The sequence below is a fragment of the Antiquaquibacter soli genome, from assembly GCF_030580675.1.
In the GTDB taxonomy this organism is placed as follows: Bacteria; Actinomycetota; Actinomycetes; order Actinomycetales; family Microbacteriaceae; genus Rhodoglobus; species Rhodoglobus soli.
In genome coordinates this window covers 930091-946897 of record NZ_JAUQUB010000001.1, presented here as the reverse complement: position 1 = coordinate 946897, position 16807 = coordinate 930091, and the positions used below count along the sequence as shown (strand labels likewise).

General features: G+C 70.0%; 16 protein-coding genes. 3 read left to right on the top strand and 13 right to left on the bottom strand.

Annotated elements, in window-relative coordinates; all coding sequences use genetic code 11:
* Window positions 1–183: 183 nt before the first annotated feature.
* The 3 genes from Q5716_RS04650 to Q5716_RS04640 are packed head-to-tail and all read right to left on the bottom strand — an operon-like array spanning window position 184 to window position 2521.
* Window positions 184–642 (bottom strand): Cg1360 family ATP-synthase-associated protein, encoded by a 459-nt coding sequence (locus tag Q5716_RS04650; protein ID WP_305001923.1) that lies wholly within the window; start codon window positions 640–642, stop codon window positions 184–186.
* Window positions 639–1868, bottom strand: a complete 1230-nt coding sequence (locus Q5716_RS04645; protein WP_434056604.1) for an MraY family glycosyltransferase — start codon at window positions 1866–1868, stop codon at window positions 639–641. The genes Q5716_RS04650 and Q5716_RS04645 overlap by 4 nt, the downstream gene beginning before the upstream one ends.
* A complete protein-coding gene (locus Q5716_RS04640) occupies window positions 1865–2521 on the bottom strand; it encodes an L-threonylcarbamoyladenylate synthase (RefSeq protein ID WP_305001921.1) in 657 nt (218 codons plus the stop codon). Before Q5716_RS04640 ends, Q5716_RS04645 begins: the two co-directional genes overlap by 4 nt.
* A 63-nt stretch (window positions 2522–2584) precedes the next feature.
* On the opposite strand from Q5716_RS04640, the gene Q5716_RS04635 reads away from it, so the two are divergent.
* Both Q5716_RS04635 and Q5716_RS04630 read left to right on the top strand, forming a co-directional pair.
* Entirely contained in the window at window positions 2585–3211 is a 627-nt protein-coding gene (locus Q5716_RS04635; protein WP_305001920.1) for an HAD-IA family hydrolase, read from the top strand.
* Window positions 3208–3825, top strand: coding sequence for an HAD family hydrolase (locus Q5716_RS04630; RefSeq protein WP_305001919.1), 618 nt, complete (start codon window positions 3208–3210; stop codon window positions 3823–3825). Before Q5716_RS04635 ends, Q5716_RS04630 begins: the two co-directional genes overlap by 4 nt.
* Window positions 3826–3851: 26 nt before the next feature.
* Here Q5716_RS04630 and prmC read toward each other — a convergent pair whose 3' ends face one another.
* From prmC to argS, 9 genes are all read right to left on the bottom strand, one after another.
* On the bottom strand, window positions 3852–4706 hold the full coding sequence (prmC, locus tag Q5716_RS04625) for a peptide chain release factor N(5)-glutamine methyltransferase (RefSeq protein ID WP_305001918.1): 855 nt from the start codon (window positions 4704–4706) through the stop codon (window positions 3852–3854).
* 31 nt (window positions 4707–4737) lie between these two features.
* Window positions 4738–5817 carry a peptide chain release factor 1 gene (gene prfA / locus Q5716_RS04620; protein ID WP_305001917.1) on the bottom strand — a complete coding sequence of 360 codons (1080 nt, stop codon included), beginning with the start codon at window positions 5815–5817 and terminating at the stop codon, window positions 4738–4740.
* A gap of 2 nt (window positions 5818–5819) precedes the next feature.
* On the bottom strand, window positions 5820–7790 hold the full coding sequence (gene rho / locus Q5716_RS04615; RefSeq protein ID WP_305001916.1) for a transcription termination factor Rho: 1971 nt from the start codon (window positions 7788–7790) through the stop codon (window positions 5820–5822).
* A gap of 141 nt (window positions 7791–7931) precedes the next feature.
* Window positions 7932–8873: a homoserine kinase gene (gene thrB, locus Q5716_RS04610; protein WP_305001915.1), complete on the bottom strand. Its 942-nt coding sequence runs from the start codon at window positions 8871–8873 to the stop codon at window positions 7932–7934.
* Complete coding sequence (thrC, locus tag Q5716_RS04605) at window positions 8870–9946, bottom strand: threonine synthase (RefSeq protein WP_305001914.1); 1077 nt, start codon at window positions 9944–9946, stop codon at window positions 8870–8872. Before thrC ends, thrB begins: the two co-directional genes overlap by 4 nt.
* 3 nt (window positions 9947–9949) lie before the next feature.
* On the bottom strand, window positions 9950–11260 hold the full coding sequence (locus Q5716_RS04600; RefSeq protein ID WP_305001913.1) for a homoserine dehydrogenase: 1311 nt from the start codon (window positions 11258–11260) through the stop codon (window positions 9950–9952).
* Entirely contained in the window at window positions 11257–12642 is a 1386-nt protein-coding gene (lysA, locus tag Q5716_RS04595) for a diaminopimelate decarboxylase (RefSeq protein WP_305001912.1), read from the bottom strand. The genes Q5716_RS04600 and lysA overlap by 4 nt, the downstream gene beginning before the upstream one ends.
* Before the next feature lie 114 nt (window positions 12643–12756).
* Window positions 12757–13662: an LmeA family phospholipid-binding protein gene (locus tag Q5716_RS04590; protein ID WP_305001911.1), complete on the bottom strand. Its 906-nt coding sequence runs from the start codon at window positions 13660–13662 to the stop codon at window positions 12757–12759.
* Window position 13663: 1 nt separating this feature from the next.
* Window positions 13664–15322 carry an arginine--tRNA ligase gene (argS, locus tag Q5716_RS04585; protein WP_305001910.1) on the bottom strand — a complete coding sequence of 553 codons (1659 nt, stop codon included), beginning with the start codon at window positions 15320–15322 and terminating at the stop codon, window positions 13664–13666.
* Between the two features lie 96 nt (window positions 15323–15418).
* On the opposite strand from argS, the gene Q5716_RS04580 reads away from it, so the two are divergent.
* Complete coding sequence (locus Q5716_RS04580) at window positions 15419–16012, top strand: arginyl-tRNA synthetase (protein ID WP_305001909.1); 594 nt, start codon at window positions 15419–15421, stop codon at window positions 16010–16012.
* On the opposite strand, the gene Q5716_RS04575 is transcribed toward Q5716_RS04580, so the two are convergent.
* On the bottom strand, window positions 16009–16803 hold the full coding sequence (locus Q5716_RS04575) for a transglutaminase-like domain-containing protein (protein ID WP_305001908.1): 795 nt from the start codon (window positions 16801–16803) through the stop codon (window positions 16009–16011). The genes Q5716_RS04580 and Q5716_RS04575 overlap by 4 nt on opposite strands.
* Window positions 16804–16807 lie beyond the last annotated feature (4 nt).

Sequence of the window (16807 nt, the reverse complement as noted above, 5' to 3'; positions counted from 1 at the left end):
CGTGGAACTCTCCGCCGGATCCGTCATCAGTGGCGAACGGGGCGAGGAGAGTGAGAGCGTGGTGTAGCAGCGCTATCTCCGATAATCGGGGCGTGGGGGCACGCGGCGATGAAAAGGGGGATGTTCGTGGAAAACACTATCAAGAGAACGGGCCCTCACCCAATCGAATAGCCCGTTCATCTATTACTGCGGTGTCGTGCGCTCCGAGGCCGCCTCGTCGCCCGGCAGCGGGACATCCGCGTAGGGCACTCTCGATCCGACGAAGGCGATCACATCGACGGCGAGGCTGCCGATGACGGCGGCGAGGATCGAGAAGAAGAACACGAGTGGCTCGAGGAACGGCTGGCCGCGCAGCACGAGCAGGATCGCGATGAACAGCACGAACTTCAGCAGCCACGAGCCGAGAACGATCCCGAAGAACAAGGTGCTCGACGGCTCGTTCTTCGTCGCCTTCGCGGCGAGCACGATCGAGCCCGCCGTGAGCACCATGAAGAGGGCGGTGAGGCCGGCACCGATGAGTCCGCTCACGAGCCCCGGCACGCCCGCGACGAGGAAGCCGACGAGCGAGCCGACGACGGCGATCGCGACAGTGAGGATGACGCCGTAGACGAGCGCCCGGGCGAGGATGGTGGCGGATTTCACTGCGGGGCCTTTCGGGGAGTCGACTCGATCATCGCGGGGTCGGTCTCGCCCTCCGCATCGAGGGCGTCGAAGCGGACGACCTCGTCGTCCTCGTCGGGGGAGGTGAGCTGGGCGGCGGACTCGAGGGCCTTGCGTCGGCTGAGCGGTGCGAGCGTGATGATCGTGCAGATCGCGAGCCCCACGGCGATGAAGAGGGTCGGCAGGTACCACGGCAGGAACATGTAGCCGAGGCATCCGACCGAGACGACGAGGGTCCAGCCGTAGAACAGCAGCACCGCGTGCAGGTGCGAGTGCCCCATGTCGAGGAGGCGGTGGTGCAGGTGCTTGCGGTCGGCCGTGAAGGGCGACTTGCCGGCCCGGAGGCGGCGCACGACCGCCATGCCGAAGTCGAGCAGCGGAACGACGAGCACGGCGAACGGCAGCAGGATGGGGATGTACGCCGCGAGGAAGTAGGCGTTGAACACGTCCGGCTGCGAGATGAGCAGCGGGTCGACCTCGCCCGTGACGGAGATCGCCGACGACGCCATGAGGAGCCCGACGAGGAGCGCCCCCGCATCGCCCATGAAGAGCTTCGCGGGATGGAAGTTGAGCGGCAGGAAGCCGATGCACGCGCCGATGAGCACCGCGGTTGTGAGGGAGGCCAGGTTGAAGTACTCGGTCTGGGCCCGCGCCTGCAGGATGTACACGTAGACGAAGAACACCCCGTTGGCGATGAGGGCGACGCCCGCCACGAGGCCGTCGAGGCCGTCGATGAAGTTGATCGCGTTCATGACGAGCACGACCGCGAGGACCGTGATCGACAGCGAGATGTACGGCGAGAGGATCGTCTGCCCGCCGATCGGCAGGGTGGCCAGCTGGATGCCCTGCCACGCGAGGATGCCTGCCGCGATGATCTGGCCCGCGAGCTTCGTGAGCCAGTCGAGGTCCCACAGGTCGTCGGCGACCCCGATGAGAACGATGATGAGCGCGGCCGCAAGGAGGCCGAGCACCTTGCCGGGCTCCGCGAAGACGAGGCCGAGCTGCGGGATGAAGGATGCCGCGACGAACGCCACCACGATGCCGATGAACATCGCCACTCCCCCGAGACGGGGCGTGGGGCGCGTGTGCACGTCACGCTCGCGGATGGACGGGTAGAGCTTGTACTTCGTCGAGAGCCGCCAGATGAGGTAGGCGAGCCCGAACGTGACGAGCGCCGAGATTCCCGTGACGAGCAGGTAGAAGACTATGCGCACTTGTCGGCCCCCACGACGTCGCGGATCGCGTCGAGCGGGATCGCCCCCTCCCGCACGACCTTGAGGGTGCCGTTCGGCAGTGCGAGGCCCGTGGCGTCGACGATGGTCGACGCGACGGAGCCTCCCGGTCCCCCGTCGAGGTAGACGGCGACGGAGTCGCCGAGCATCCCCTCCGCCTCCGCCGCCGTCGTCGCGGCAGGGCGACCGGTGAGGTTGGCGCTCGACACTGCGAGCGGACCGGTCTCCGAGAGCAGCTCGAGCGCGAGCGGGTGCGCGGGCATCCGCAGGGCGACCATGCCGCGGGTCTCGCCGAGGTCCCACGTGAGCGTCGAGCGCGCGGTGAGGATGACCGTGAGCCCGCCCGGCCAGAACGCGGCGACGAGGGCTCGCACCTCGTCAGGAACGGACTCGGCGAGCGCGTCGAGGGTCGGGATGCCCGGGATGAGCACCGGCGGCGGCGCCTCTCGGGTACGGCCCTTGGCCGTGACGAGCTTCTCGACGGCGGCGGGGCTGAACGCGTCGGCGGCGACGCCGTACACCGTGTCGGTGGGGATGACGACGAGGTCGCCTCGGCCGATCGCAGTGCGGGCCAGACGCATGCCGGTGAGGAGCTCGGCCGGCACCGAGGCGTCGTAGATGGGGGGCATGGTGGCTCAATCGTACCCGGCGCGCCCGAGTGGAGGTCGCGAGGATGGCAGGATGGGAGGCCCGTGAACCTCTACTTCTTCGACCTCGACAAGACGCTCTACGCGTACGACTTCCGCCGACGGCTGCCCGCCCTGGCTACCATGCTCGGCACGAGCCAGTACCACCTCGCCCGATCGTGGTGGGCGGATGGATTCGAGGCGCGCGCCGAGGCCGGCGAGTGGAACTCGGCCGACCTCTACCTCGATCACTTCGCCGAGGTCACGGGAACCCGTCGGCTCGCGCTTGAGGAGTGGGCGGATGCCCGCCGCGCCGCGATGACCCGGATCGACGGCAGCGTCGCCGCCTTGCGCCGCGCCGCCGAGCTCGGCACGGTGTCGCTCCTGTCGAACAATCCCGCCGCGACGGCGGCGGCCCTGCCCCTCCTCATCCCCGACGTGCTCGAGATCCTCGACGGCAACGTCCTCGTGAGCTGCGACCTGGGCGCGCGCAAGCCGGGAGCGGAGGTGTACCGCCGGGCACTCGATCGCTTCGGGGCCGAGGCATCCGACGCCTTCCTGGCCGACGACTCCGCCGCCAACGTCGACGGCGCCCGCGGCGTGGGCATGGCCGGGCACCGGCTCGTCGCTGTCGACGGGCAGTTCCAGACGGATGCCCTGCTCGCCGCGATCGAGGGGTTCGCTGCGCGATGAGCCTGCTCTTCATCTTCGACATGGACGACGTGCTGTACGACTACGACTGGCGCGTGCGGATGGCGGGACTGACCGACATCACCGGCTACGACCTCGGCGAGCTGCGTCGGCGCTGGTGGAACGACGGTGGCGAGTGGGCGGCCGAAGCGGGCGCCTACGCGACCGCGGACGACTACCTGGCGGCTGTCTCGCGCGCGATGGGAATGGAGCTCGACGAGGCCGAGTGGGTGCGCATCCGCGCCGAGGCGATGACGGCCTTCCCGGGCTCACTCGCCGCGGTGCGCCGCGCCAAGGACTTCGGCCAGGTGACGCTGCTCACCAACAACGGCCCGCTCGTCTCCAAGCACTTGCGCACGATCGCCCCCGAGCTCGTGGAGCTGTTCGGCGACCACCTGTACACCTCGAGCGATTACGGGGCGCGCAAGCCCGACCCCGTCGTCTTCGAGCGGGTGCTCGAGGCATACGGGGTCGCGGCCGAGGACGCCTTCTTCGCCGACGACCTGCTCATCAACGTCGAGGGCGCGGCGAGCGTGGGCATCACCGCGCACCTGTTCCGCTCTCCGGATGCCCTGCTCGCGGCGATCGAGTCGTTCGCCGCGACGCGGCGAAGCTAGTAGACACCCGCCGCCGCGGCTCGCGCCTAGCGCAGCGCGACCGTCGCGCGGTCGCGCCCCGTGAGGTCGCGGTGGTGGGAGATCGATCGCCAGCCGTCCTGCTCGAGCAGTGCCGCGATCGGCGCGGCCTGCAGCTCGCCGTGCTCGAGCACGAGGGTGCCACCGGGGCGCAGGAGCCGCCGCGCGGTCTGGGAGACCTGGCGCACGACATCCAGCCCGTCCTCGCCGCCGTAGAGCGCGAGCTCGGGGTCGTGGAGGCGCACCTCGGGGTCGCGCGGGATCGCGCCGAGCGGGATGTACGGCGGGTTCGAGATCACGACATCCACTCCGCCGTCGAGCTCGGGCAGGGCGTCGACGAGGTCGATGAATACCGGCGTGGCGTTGGCAGCCCCCACGGACCGGAAGTTCTGGCGCGCCCACACGAACGCCCGCGGGGAGACCTCGACGCCGTAGACACGGGCGTGCGGGACCTCGGTGGCGAGGGCGAGGACGATGGCCCCCGACCCCATGCCGAGGTCGACCCCGACGGGCTCGGGCGAGGCCACCGCGCGCAGGGCGTCGATCGCGAACTGCGCGACAGCCTCCGTCTCGGGCCGCGGGACGAACACCCCCGGGCCGACCGCGAGCTCGAGCGAGCGGAAGTACGCCACCCCCGTGATGTGCTGGAGCGGCTCCCGGGCGGCGCGGCGCTCGACGAACTCCGCGAGTTCGTACGCCTCGTCCGGCCCTAGTGAGGCCTCCGTCGCAACGCGGGCCTGCACTCCCCCGCGGCTGATGCCGAGGATGTGCCCCGCGAGAAGCTCGGCGTCCACGCGCGCGTTCGGCACGCCCGCGGACTCGAGGATGCCCGTGGCGCGATCGAGGGCGGCAGCGAGGTTCATCGTCTCGGGTAACGACTTCCGTCGGTAAAAGCTAGGACTCGGAGCCCAGCTCGGCGAGCCGGGCCTCCTCGTCGGCCGTGATGCAGGACTGGATGACCGGGTCGAGAGCGCCGTTCATCACCGCGTCGAGGTTGTACGCCTTGTATCCGGTGCGATGGTCCGCGATGCGGTTCTCGGGGAAGTTGTACGTGCGGATGCGCTCCGAGCGGTCCATGGTCCGGATCTGCCCCTTGCGGAACTCGGCCGCCTCGGCGTCAGCCTCCTCCTGGTACTTCGCGAGGATTCGCGCGCGCAGCACGCGCATGGCGGCCTCGCGGTTCTGGAGCTGGCTCTTCTCGTTCTGCATCGCCACAACGATCCCGGTGGGCAGGTGGGTGATGCGCACCGCGGAGTCGGTCGTGTTGACCGACTGGCCGCCCGGGCCGCTCGAGCGATAGACGTCGATCTTGAGATCGTTGGGGTTGATCTCGACCTCTTCGGGCTCGTCCACCTCGGGGAACACGAGCACGCCGGCGGCCGACGTGTGGATGCGCCCCTGCGACTCCGTCGCGGGAACGCGCTGCACTCGGTGCACGCCGCCCTCGTACTTGAGGTGCGCCCAGACGCCCTCGGCGGGGTCGCTCGAGGTGCCCTTGAAGGCGACCTGGACGTCCTTGATGCCCCCGAGGTCGCTCGAGGTCTGCTCGATGATCTCCGTCTTCCAGCGCTTGGACTCCGCGTAGTGCAGGTACATGCGCAACAGGTCGCCCGCGAAGAGCGCCGACTCCGCGCCGCCCTCACCCATCTTGATCTCCATGATGACGTCGCGGGAGTCGTTGGGGTCGCGCGGGATGAGCAGACGCCGGAGCTTCTCCTGCGCGGCATCCAGGCTCTCCGTGAGCCCCGGAATCTCCTCGGCGAACGAGGCGTCCTCCGCGGCCATCTCGGTAGCGGCGGCGAGGTCGTCCGTCAGCTGGCGCCACTCGTGATAGGCCGCGACGATGCGCGACAGCTCCGCGTAGCGGCGGTTGACCTTGCGGGACCTGACCGGGTCTGAGTGGAGGTCGGGGTCAGCGAGCTGGCCCTGGAGCTCGTCATGTTCGGCCAGTAGCTGCTGCACTGACTCGAACACGGCTAGTCCTCCTTGTGCGAGCCCGGAGCCGGCATCGACTTCTGGATCTGCATGAGGAACTCGACGTTCGACTGCGTCTCCTTGAGCTTGCCGAGCACGATCTCCAGCGCCTGCTGCTGGTCGAGGCCCGCGAGCGCACGACGCAGCTTCCAGGTGACCTTGACCTCGTCGGCGCCCATGAGCATCTCCTCGCGGCGGGTGCCCGACGCGTTGACGTCGACCGCCGGGAAGATCCGCTTGTCAGCGAGCTGGCGCGAGAGGCGCAGCTCCATGTTGCCGGTGCCCTTGAACTCCTCGAAGATCACCTCGTCCATCTTCGAGCCGGTCTCGACGAGAGCGGTCGCGATGATGGTGAGCGAGCCGCCCTCCTCGATGTTGCGCGCCGCGCCGAAGAAGCGCTTCGGCGGGTAGAGGGCCGACGAGTCGACACCGCCGGACAGGATGCGACCGGATGCCGGCGCCGCGAGGTTGTAGGCGCGGCCGAGGCGGGTGATCGAGTCGAGGAGGACGACGACGTCGTGGCCGAGCTCGACGAGTCGCTTGGCGCGCTCGATCGCGAGCTCGGCGACCGTCGTGTGGTCCTCGGCGGGACGGTCGAACGTCGAGGCGATGACCTCGCCCTTGACCGTGCGCTGCATGTCGGTGACCTCTTCGGGGCGCTCGTCGACGAGCACGACCATGAGGTGGACCTCGGGGTTGTTCTTCGCGATCGCGTTTGCGATCGCCTGCAGCACGAGCGTCTTGCCCGCCTTCGGCGGCGAGACGATGAGGCCGCGCTGGCCCTTGCCGATCGGCGACACGAGGTCGATGATGCGGGTCGAGAGCTTCGTGGGCTCGGTCTCGAGGCGCAGTCGCTCCTGCGGGTAGAGCGGGGTGAGCTTGCCGAACTCGACGCGGTTCGCGGCCTCCTCGACGGGAAGCCCGTTGATCGAGTCGATCTTCACGATCGCGTTGTACTTCTGGCGGCCCTGGCCCTGCTCGCCCTCGCGCGGCTGGCGGATCGCGCCGACGACCGCGTCGCCCTTGCGGAGGTTGTACTTCTTGACCTGGCCGAGCGAGACGTAGACGTCGTTGTTGCCGGGGAGGTAGCCGGTGGTGCGCACGAAGGCGTAGTTGTCGAGAACATCGAGGATGCCCGCCACCGGGATGAGCACGTCGTCCTCGGTGATCTCGGGCTCGAAGTCGTCGCCGAGCGAGCCGCCACGGCCGCGCTTGCGGTCGCGGTAGCGGCTGCGGCCGGAACGCTCGCCCTCGCCGTCGACCTCGCCGGAGCGCTGCTGCTGCGGGCCGTTGCCGTTCTGGTTCTGGTTGCCGCCCTGGTTCTGGTTGCCCTGGCGGTTGCCGTTCTGGTTCTGCTGGTTGCCGTTGCCGCCGCCGTTGTTGTTGCGGTTGCGGTTGCGGTTGCGCGAGCGACCGGAGCCGCCCTCGTTCTCCGTCGGCTCGGACTCGTCGCCCTCCGACGCCGGGGCGTGGCCGGTCGGGCCCTCGGGCAGCTCGATGCCCAGGTCGGCCTCCGAGATGCTCGCGGCCGAGCGGCGCTGCTCGGGAGCGACCTCGGGGAGGTCGACGATCGGGGCGCCCGCGAGCACGGGAGCCGCGGCGATGGCCTCGGTGTCCGCGCTCGTCACCCGGCGCGAGCCGCGCTTGCGCACGGGCACGGCCGCGGGCTCGGCGGCGGCGGGCTCCGCGGCCTCGGCGGCGGGGGCCTCGGCCTCGGCGGCGGGGGCCTCGGCCGGAGCATCCTCGGCCACTGCGTCCGCGGGGGCCTCGGTCACCGGAGCCGACTCCTCGGCCGGCGCGGAATCGTCTGCGTTCTGGTTCTCGGTGATGGCGTCCACGAGTTCTCCTTTACGAAGTTTGGCTGCCCCGGCGATGCCCAGAGAGCTCGCGAGAGCCTGGAGCTCGGCGAGCTTGAGAGCGCTCAGGTCGGAGCGGGAACCCACGCCCGAGGCGTGGATGTTGACATCAGTCACTTGCTTGGGATCCTTCCCCCTGCCGGGCGGCTGTGCATCCCGGTGGAGAGCTGATCGCCTTCCCGGCCCCTGCGAGAGGGATGTCGCGCGGATGCGCGGAATCGCCCGGGGAGGCGAGGGTGATGGTGCTGTTCGAGGGAATTACGGCTGGGCCGCTGCTTCTACCTCGTGCGTGATCACTGTAGCACCTTTGAAATCGACGGCGAGCAGGAGCGCCTCCCACGGGTTGGACGATGCCTCCGCCACGAGCTCCGCCGCGACGAGGCGCTGCGACGGGTCGCTCGCGAGCACGAGGATCGACGGTCCGGCGCCCGAGACGACCGCCGCGAGCCCGTGCCGGCGCAGCACCTGGATGAGCTCGTACGTCTCCGGCATGGCGCTCGCGCGGTAGTCCTGATGCAGCTTGTCCTCGGTGGCCTCGAGGAGCAACTCGGGGCTCTGAAGGAGCGCCGCGATGAGCAGCGCCGACCGGGAGACGTTGAACACGGCATCCGCGTGGGGAACCGACTCCGGCTGGAGGCTGCGAGCGAGAGCCGTCGACATGGTCGCGGCGGGCACGCACACCACCGGGGAGACGCCGCGGTGCACGATGAGCTTCTTGGCACGCGGGCCGTCCGGGGTCGTCCACGCGATCGTCAGGCCGCCGAAGATGGCCGGGGCGACGTTGTCGGGGTGGCCCTCGAGCTCCGTCGCGAGCGTGAGCAGGGCATCCGAGTCGATGTCGACCACGCCCTCGAGGAGTCCCTTCGCCGCCATGATCCCGGACACGATCGCTGCGGCGGATGACCCGAGCCCGCGCCCGTGCGGGATCGAGTTCTTCGCCTTCAGGTGCAACCCCGGCAGCGGTACCCCGTAGTGCGCGAACGCGTGGGCGATCGAGCGCACCACCAGGTTGGACTCGTCGGTGGGCACCTCGCCGGCGCCCACGCCCTCGATGTCGACCCGCACACCCGCCTCGGTCGCCGTCACCTCGAGCTCGTCGTAGAGGGCGAGCGACAGGCCGAGCGTGTCGAAGCCGGGCCCGAGATTGGCCGAGGTCGCGGGGACCTTCACGCTCGCCGTGCGGCCGACGAGGGTCGTCATGCGCCGACCAGTCCCAGCACGCTCGCCACCTCCGCGGTGTCGACCGGAACGATCGTGGGCTGGACCTCGCCGCCGTCGGCGGTACGCAGTGCCCACTGCGGGTCCTTGAGGCCGTGGCCGGTCACTGTGAGCACGACCGTGGAGCCGCGCGGGATCTGCCCCGCCTCCGCGCGCTCGAGCAGCCCCGCGACGCTGATCGCGGAGGCGGGCTCCACGAAGATGCCGACCTCGGCCGAGAGGATGCGGTGCGCCTCGAGAATCTTCTCGTCGGAGATCGCGCCGAAGTAGCCGTCGCTGTTCTCGCGCGCCGCGATCGCGAGCTCCCAGCTCGCCGGGTTGCCGATGCGGATCGCCGAGGCGATCGTGTCGGGGTTCTTCACGACCGAGCCGGTGACGATCGGGGCGCTGCCCTCCGCCTGGAAGCCGAACATCCGGGGCATCCGCGTGGTCGCGCCCACCGCGAGCTCCTCGGTGTAGCCGCGGTGGTACGCCGTGTAGTTGCCGGCGTTGCCGACGGGGACGAAGTGGAAGTCGGGTGCGTCGCCGAGCACCTCGACGACCTCGAACGCGGCCGTCTTCTGACCCTCGATGCGGTCGTTGTTCACCGAGTTCACGAGGTGGACGGGGTAGTTCTCGGCGAGCTCGCGGGCGATCTCGAGACAGTCGTCGAAGTTGCCCTGCAGCTGGATGAGCTGGCCGTTGTGGGCGATCGCCTGGCTGAGCTTGCCCATCGCGATCTTGCCCTCCGGGACGAGCACCGCGGCGGTGATGCCCGCGTGCGCGGCGTAGGCCGCAGCGGAGGCCGAGGTATTGCCGGTGGACGCGCAGATGATCGCCTTCGCCCCGTGCTCGACCGCCTTGGAGACCGCCATCGTCATGCCGCGATCCTTGAACGAGCCGGTGGGGTTCATCCCCTCGAACTTCACCCAGACGTTGGCGCCAGTGCGGCGGTTCAGCGCGGCAGCGGGGATGAGCGGGGTGCCGCCCTCACCGAGGGTGATGATGGGCGTCGCATCCGAGATGTCGAGACGGTCGGCGTATTCGCGGAGCACTCCGCGCCACTGGTGGGCCACTTACTATCCTTCAACTCGCAGGACGGACACGACGCTCGCCACGACGGGGCTCGCCGTGAGGGAGGCCACGGTTGCGGCGAGCGACGACTCGATCGCCTCGTGCGTGACAATGACAAGGGTAGCGGTGGGTCGCTCGGCCCCCTGACCGCCCGCGACGGACTGCGAGACGGCCTCGACCGAGACCGAGTGGTCGCTGAACAGCTGCGCGATCGTCGCGAGCACGCCCGGCTCGTCGTTGACCTCGAGGGTCACCTGGTACCGGGTGATCGCGCTCGCGATCGGGAACACGGGCAGGTTCGCGTGCGTCGACTCAGCGACCCCCGGCCCCCCGGCGACGTGCCGACGAGCGGCGGAGACGAGGTCGCCGAGCACCGCGGAGGCGGTCTCCACTCCCCCGGCGCCCGCCCCGTAGAACATGAGGCTGCCGGCCGCCTCCGCCTCGACGAACACGGCGTTGTTCGCGCCGTGCACCGCCGCGAGCGGGTGGTCGAGCGGCACGAGCGCAGGATGGACCCGCGCCGAGACGCCTTCGACGCCGTCGGCCGTGATGCGCTCGCAGATGGCCAGGAGCTTGACGACGTAGCCGGCCTTGCGCGCAGCGCGCACCTGCTCTCCGGTGACGCCCGTGATGCCCTCGCAGTAGACCTCGTCGAGCGAGACGGTCGTGTGGAAGGCGAGGCTCGCGAGGATCGCGGCCTTGTTCGCGGCGTCGAAGCCGCCGATGTCGGCGGTCGGGTCGGCCTCGGCGTAGCCGAGCCTCGTGGCCTCAGCGAGCGCCTCGCGGAGCTCGTCCCCTCGGGTGTCCATGCGGTCGAGGATGTAGTTCGTGGTGCCGTTGACGATGCCGAGGATGCGCTTGACCCGGTCGCCGGCGAGGCTGTCGCGCAGCGGGCGGATGATCGGGATGGCTCCGCCGACGGCGGCCTCGTAATACAGCTGCGCCCCCACCTGCTCGGCCGCCTCGAAGAGCTCCGGACCGTGGTTGGCGAGCACCGCCTTGTTGGCGGTGATCACGTCAGCGCCCGAGTTGAGCGCCTGCAGGATGTAGGTGCGGGCCGGCTCGATGCCGCCGATGAGCTCGACGACGATGTCCGCGCCGAGGATGAGCGACTCGGCGTCGGTCGTGATGAGGTGGGCGGGGATGTCGGTGTCGCGCGGAGCATCCGGGTTCCGCACGGCGACGCCGACGAGCTCGAGGCCGGCGCCGGCGCGAGCGGCGAGCTCCTCGCCGTGCTGCAGCAGCAAGGCGGCCACCTGCGAGCCGACGGACCCGCCGCCGAGGACGGCGACGCGGAGATTGCGGTATTCGATCACTGGGCGACTCCCATGTCTCTGCTCAGCAAGTCGGACTCGGTCTCGCCCCGCACGATCACGCGGGCGACGCCATCGCGAACCGCGACGACCGGCGGGCGTCCGAGGTAGTTGTAGTTGCTCGCCATCGCCCAGCCGTACGCGCCGGTCGCCGGGATGGCGAGAAGGTCTCCGGCCTCGACGTCGGCGGGCAGGTAGTCGGCGTGCACGAGGATGTCGCCGGACTCGCAGTGCTTGCCCGCCACGCGGACGAGGGCGGCCGGGGCATCCGACACCCGGCTCGCGATGCGGGCGGAGTAGTTCGCACCGTAGAGGGACGGGCGGATGTTGTCGCTCATGCCGCCATCGACGGAGACGTACTTGCGGATGTGACCGTCGACCTCGACGTCCTTGATGGTGCCGACCGTGTAGAGCGTCGTCGTCGACGGACCGATGACCGAGCGGCCGGGTTCGATCGCGACAACGGGAACGGGGATGCCGAGCTCCGCCGCCCCACCCGCGACGATGTCCGCGAAGCGGCGAGCGATCTCATCGATGTCGAGCGGGTCGTCGACGGAGGTGTAGGCGATGCCGAAGCCGCCGCCAAGGTTGAGTTCCGGCACGTCGCCCCCTTCGAGCAGCTCGGCGTGGAGCGCGAAGAGGCGCCGCGCTGCCTCAGCGAAGCCGTCCGACTCGAAGATCTGCGAGCCGATGTGGGAGTGCAGCCCGAGGAAGCCCAGCGACTCGTGGGCGCGGATGCGGGCGACCGCTGCGGGGGCGTCGGCGAGCGGGATGCCGAACTTCTGGTCCTCGCGAGCGGTCGCGAGGTACTCGTGGGTCGACGCGTGCACGCCCGAGTTGATGCGGAGCCGGACCGGCTGCACCCGGCCGTGGCGCTCGGCGGCAGCGGCGACGCGCTCGATCTCGACCACGCTGTCGATGACGATCGCGCCGACTCCGACGGACACCGCCCGATCGAGCTCGGCGAGCGACTTGTTGTTGCCGTGGAGTCCCAGGCGGGCTGGGTCGACTCCCGCGGCAAGGGCGACCGCCATCTCGCCGCCGCTCGCGACGTCGATGTTGAGACCCTCCTGGGTCACCCAGCGCGCGACCTCGGTGGAGAGGAACGCCTTGCCGGCGTAGTACACCTTCGCGGCGCTGCCGACGCGAGCGAACTCGCGGTCGAAGGACTCGCGGATGCGGCGGGCGCGGGCGCGGGCATCCGCCTCGTCGACGACGTAGACGGGGGTGCCGAACTCGGCGGCGACGGCGGTCGCAGAGACGCCCGCGATCTCCAGTTCGCCGGAGGCCGTACGGTGGGCGTTCAGCGACCAGACGGCGGCGGGCAGCGCGTTGGCGTCCTCGGGCACGGCAAGCCACGACGGAGCGAGCGGATTGGTGGACACGGTTACCTCACGAGGGCGAACGGTCGAGTGAGGCGAGCGAACCCGGATTGGTCCCTGAAGCCGGAACCCATAGTACCGGGAGCGGCGGGCGCGCTCTCTCGTGTTACCCCGCCCTTAAGGGCACGTGCCGTTCGTCGTCAGGTCGGGGCTGGAGAGCGCGACTCCCCCGCCCGTGAGCGTCACGACGAGGTTCGTGCCGGAGACCACCACGTCGGTGACCTGGAGCGCCTTCGGCAGCGACGAGGCGACGCAGAACTCCTGGGAGTTGAGGAGCGAGCTCGCGAGCGACCCGACGATGGGGTTGTTGCGCAAGTCGTCCACGGAGATGGCCTGGTCGTCGAGGGTGATCGTCTCGGGTTCGAAGACGACGCCCGAGCCCGAGGCGGAGGGCACGAGGTCGACCGTGACCGGGAGGGTCAGGAACAGGAGGTTGAGGTTCGTGCCGACGGTGATGACTCCGCGGCCGAGCTCGATCGACTCGAGCTCGATGCCGCTGAGGTAGCTCGAGAGCTTCTGCACGTTCTCCTCGCTCACCGTCGCGACGATGTCGAGCGACTCGACGGGCTTCGAGTCGTCGAGCGGCACGCCGGTCGCCGTGAGCACGGCCCCCGCAGTGACCTCGCCGACCGTGAGCTCGTCGATGGAGACCGTGACGACATCGACACTGCCGCGCGCGGCCTGGAGCAGCAGCGAGCCCGGTCCGAGGTCGACATCGACCGGGGTGTCCGGGTCGAGATCGAGGACCTGAAGGATGCGTTCGCGCACGTACTGCTCCGCGAACTGCCGGGCGAGCGCATCGCCGACGAAGAAGCCCACGACGAGAAGCACCACGAGCACGCCGCCAGCGATCGCCCAGCCGATCCAGCGGCGCTTCTTGCGCGGCGGAGCGGGGGTCTCGATAACAAGCGTCGGCTGGGCCTCGCTCGGCTGGGTCTCGGTCGGCTGGGTCTCGGTCGGCCGGGCCTCGGTCGGCTGCTCGGCGGGCGTCGCGGCATCCCGCGGCTGGATGGGCTCGGCCACGTTACATCCTCTCCGGGGCGGTCACGCCCACGAGACCGAGGCCGGTGCGGATGACCTGCCCGACGGCATCGTTGAGCCACAGCCGCGTGCGGTGCACGTCGCTGACAGGCTCGTCCCCGAGCGGCGTCACGCGACGCGCGTCGTACCAGCGGTGGTAGGCACCTGCGAGCTCCTCGGTGTAGCGGGCCACCCGGTGGGGGGCGCGCTCCTCGGCGGCGTGGCGCACGACGCGCGGGAACTCGGCGAGGATGCCCAGCAGCACGCTCTCCGTCTCGTGGTCGAGCAGGCTCGCGTCGAAACCGGAGCGGTCGACGCCGAACTCGGCCGCATTGCGCGCGACCGAGCGAGTGCGGGCGTGGGCGTACTGGACGTAGAAGACCGGGTTGTCATTGGTCGACTTGCTCCACAGGTCGAGGTCGATGTCGACCTGGGAGTCGATGGACGAACGCACGAGGGCGTAGCGCCCGGCATCCACGCCCACCGACTCGACGAGGTCCTCGAGGGTGACGACCGTGCCGGCACGCTTCGACATCCGCAGCGGCTCGCCGTCGCGGAGGAGGTTCACGAGCTGCCCGATGAGGATCTCCAGGTTGACGTATGGTTCGTCGCCGAACGCCGCCGTCATCGCCATGAGCCGCTTCACATAGCCGTGGTGGTCGGCCCCCAACATGATGAGGTTGCGTTCGAAGCCGCGCTCGCGCTTGTTCAAGTAGTACGCCAGGTCGCCGGAGATGTAGCCGGCCTCGCCGTCGGACTTGATGACGACGCGGTCCTTGTCGTCGCCGAAGTCGGTCGAGCGGAACCAGGTGGCGCCGTCCTTCTCGTAGATCGTGCCGAGGTCCCGCAGTCGCTGGATGGCGCGGTCCACCGCCCCCGACTCGTGCAGGTCGTTCTCGTGGAAGTAGACGTCGAAGTCGACCCCGAAGTCGTGCAGGCTCGCCTTGATGTCGCCGAACATGAGCTCGACGCCCACCGCGCGGAACACCTCCTGCTGCTCATCGCGGGGGATGTGGAACAGGTCGCCGGGATAGGCGGCGATCACGCGCGACGCGATGTCGGAGATGTACTCGCCGCCGTAGCCGTCCTCGGGGGTCGGCTCGCCGAGCCAGCTCGCGAGGAGGCTGCGCGCGAAGCGGTCGATCTGCGCTCCGTGGTCGTTGAAGTAGTACTCGCGGGTGACCAGACCGCCCTCGAACTCGAAGATGCGCGCGAGGCTGTCCCCGACGGCTGCCCACCGCACGCCGCCGATGTGGATCGGGCCGGTCGGGTTCGCGGAGACGAACTCGAGGTTGATGCGGATGCCCGCATACAGGTCGCCTCGCCCGTAGTCGGCCCCCTCCTCGACGATGCGCTTCGCGAGCGCACCGGCGGCGGCGGCATCGAGGGTGATGTTGATGAAGCCGGGGCCAGCGACATCCACGGCGGACACGCCGTCGACCTCGCGCAGCCCGGCCGCGATCTCCTCTGCGAACTCGCGGGGGTTGGCGCCGAGCGGCTTCGCGAGCTTCATCGCGATGTTGCTGGCCCAGTCGCCGTGCTCGCGGTTGCGCGGGCGCTCGAGCGGAACGTCGTCGAGAGTGAGCTCCGGCGTCGCCCCACGTCGGCCGGCCGCGTCGACGACGATGGCGAGCAGAACGGCGGACAGGTCAGCGGGATTCACAACAGCCAAGCGTAGCGGGGCTGATCGACCAGGGAGGTTGCCGAGAGTCGGCGTGCATTCCCGGGGAAACGGCGCGCTGGGGTGAGGATGGTCATCATGCGACTGAGCCGACACAGCGTCCTCCTGCCCGTCACCGCCCTCGCCGCTGCCGTCCTGCTGGCGGCTTGCGTGCCCAGCGACGAGGCAACCCCGACGAGCGCGCCGACGCCGTCCCAGTCCACCACCCCAACTCCGACCGGTTCGGCCACCCCCGCCCCGCAGCCGACGGCCGAGATCATCCCGTTCAGCGCGGCGTGCGACCAGCTCGTCAGCCCCCAGGCGCTCTACGACATCAACCCCAACCTGGCCCTCCTCGGAGCGTTCGATCCGGATGCCGGCACCCCCGCCGCGGACGTCGTCGCGGCTGGCGGAACCGCGTGCCGGTGGGTGAACTCGACGAGCGGATCGACGATCGACGTCGCCGTCGCGGAGCTCCCCGCGGAGGTGTCCACAGCGCTCAAGAACTCGCTCGTGGGCGACAGCAACTCGGTGCCGACCTACGGGGTGGAGGGGTACTTCAGCGTCGTCGGGGGCGTCGGCGAGGCTGACGCCTTCCCGGACCCCTATTGGGTGAGCGTGGTGTCGTCGGACTTCGTCGAGCCCGGCGACGCCGGACCCTTCGCCATCACGGTCATCGACGCGCTCGGCTAGCCCAGGCGGATCGGCTCGATACCGTCGTCGAACGGCAGCTCGTCGACGATGGCCAGGACCTCGAGGCGCTGCAGCCGCAAGTCCGATCCGTGGTTGGTGAGGAACGCGGTGTCGGCGGCGTCGCGACCGGTGGAGATGCGCAGCAGGCTCTGACGGGGTGCGAGGCGCGTCGCATCCACGACCCACCACTCCCCGTCGACGAAAGCCTCCGCGACCGCGTGGAAATCCATCGGGTCGAGACCCGGCGCGTAGACGGCGACCATTCGGGCGGGCACGTCGAGCGCCCGCAGGAGCGCGATCACGAGGTGTGCGTAGTCGCGGCACACACCCCGACGGGCGAGGAGCGTCTGCTCCGCTCCGTCGGTGGGCAGGCTCGCGCCCGGCACGTAGCTCAGCCGATCGGCGACCCACTGAGTGACGGCGGCGACGAGCTCGTGACCGCTGAGGCCGGAGAACTCGGCCCGGGCCGTCGGCGTGAGGCTGTCCGACTCGCAGTACCGGCTCGGACGAAGGTAGGTCACGAGATCGAGGTCGAGCACGGGGGCGGGCTCGGAGCGACCCTCCACATCCGCCGAGTACTCGATGGTCATTCGGCCCGCGTCGCTCGTGAACCGATGCAGTCGAGTGCCGTGCATGTCGACGAGCTCCTCGGGGGCCACCGCGATACCGTCCCGGACGATCGACAGCGACTCGGCGACCCGGTTCGCCGACTCCGCGACGGCCGCCTCCAGCACGAGGTTGGTGGTGCCCGCGAGGTCGAGCTCGAGTCGGGCGGAGACGGTTCGCTTCATGGGT

Coding starts and splice junctions, on each gene's coding strand:
- Q5716_RS04640 (WP_305001921.1), bottom strand. CDS start 2,521: ATGCCCCCCATCTACGACGCCTCGGTGCCGGCCGAGCTCCTCACCGGC.
- Q5716_RS04630 (WP_305001919.1), top strand. CDS start 3,208: ATGAGCCTGCTCTTCATCTTCGACATGGACGACGTGCTGTACGACTAC.
- prmC (WP_305001918.1), bottom strand. CDS start 4,706: ATGAACCTCGCTGCCGCCCTCGATCGCGCCACGGGCATCCTCGAGTCC.
- thrB (WP_305001915.1), bottom strand. CDS start 8,873: ATGACGACCCTCGTCGGCCGCACGGCGAGCGTGAAGGTCCCCGCGACC.
- Q5716_RS04580 (WP_305001909.1), top strand. CDS start 15,419: ATGCGACTGAGCCGACACAGCGTCCTCCTGCCCGTCACCGCCCTCGCC.
- Q5716_RS04575 (WP_305001908.1), bottom strand. CDS start 16,803: ATGAAGCGAACCGTCTCCGCCCGACTCGAGCTCGACCTCGCGGGCACC.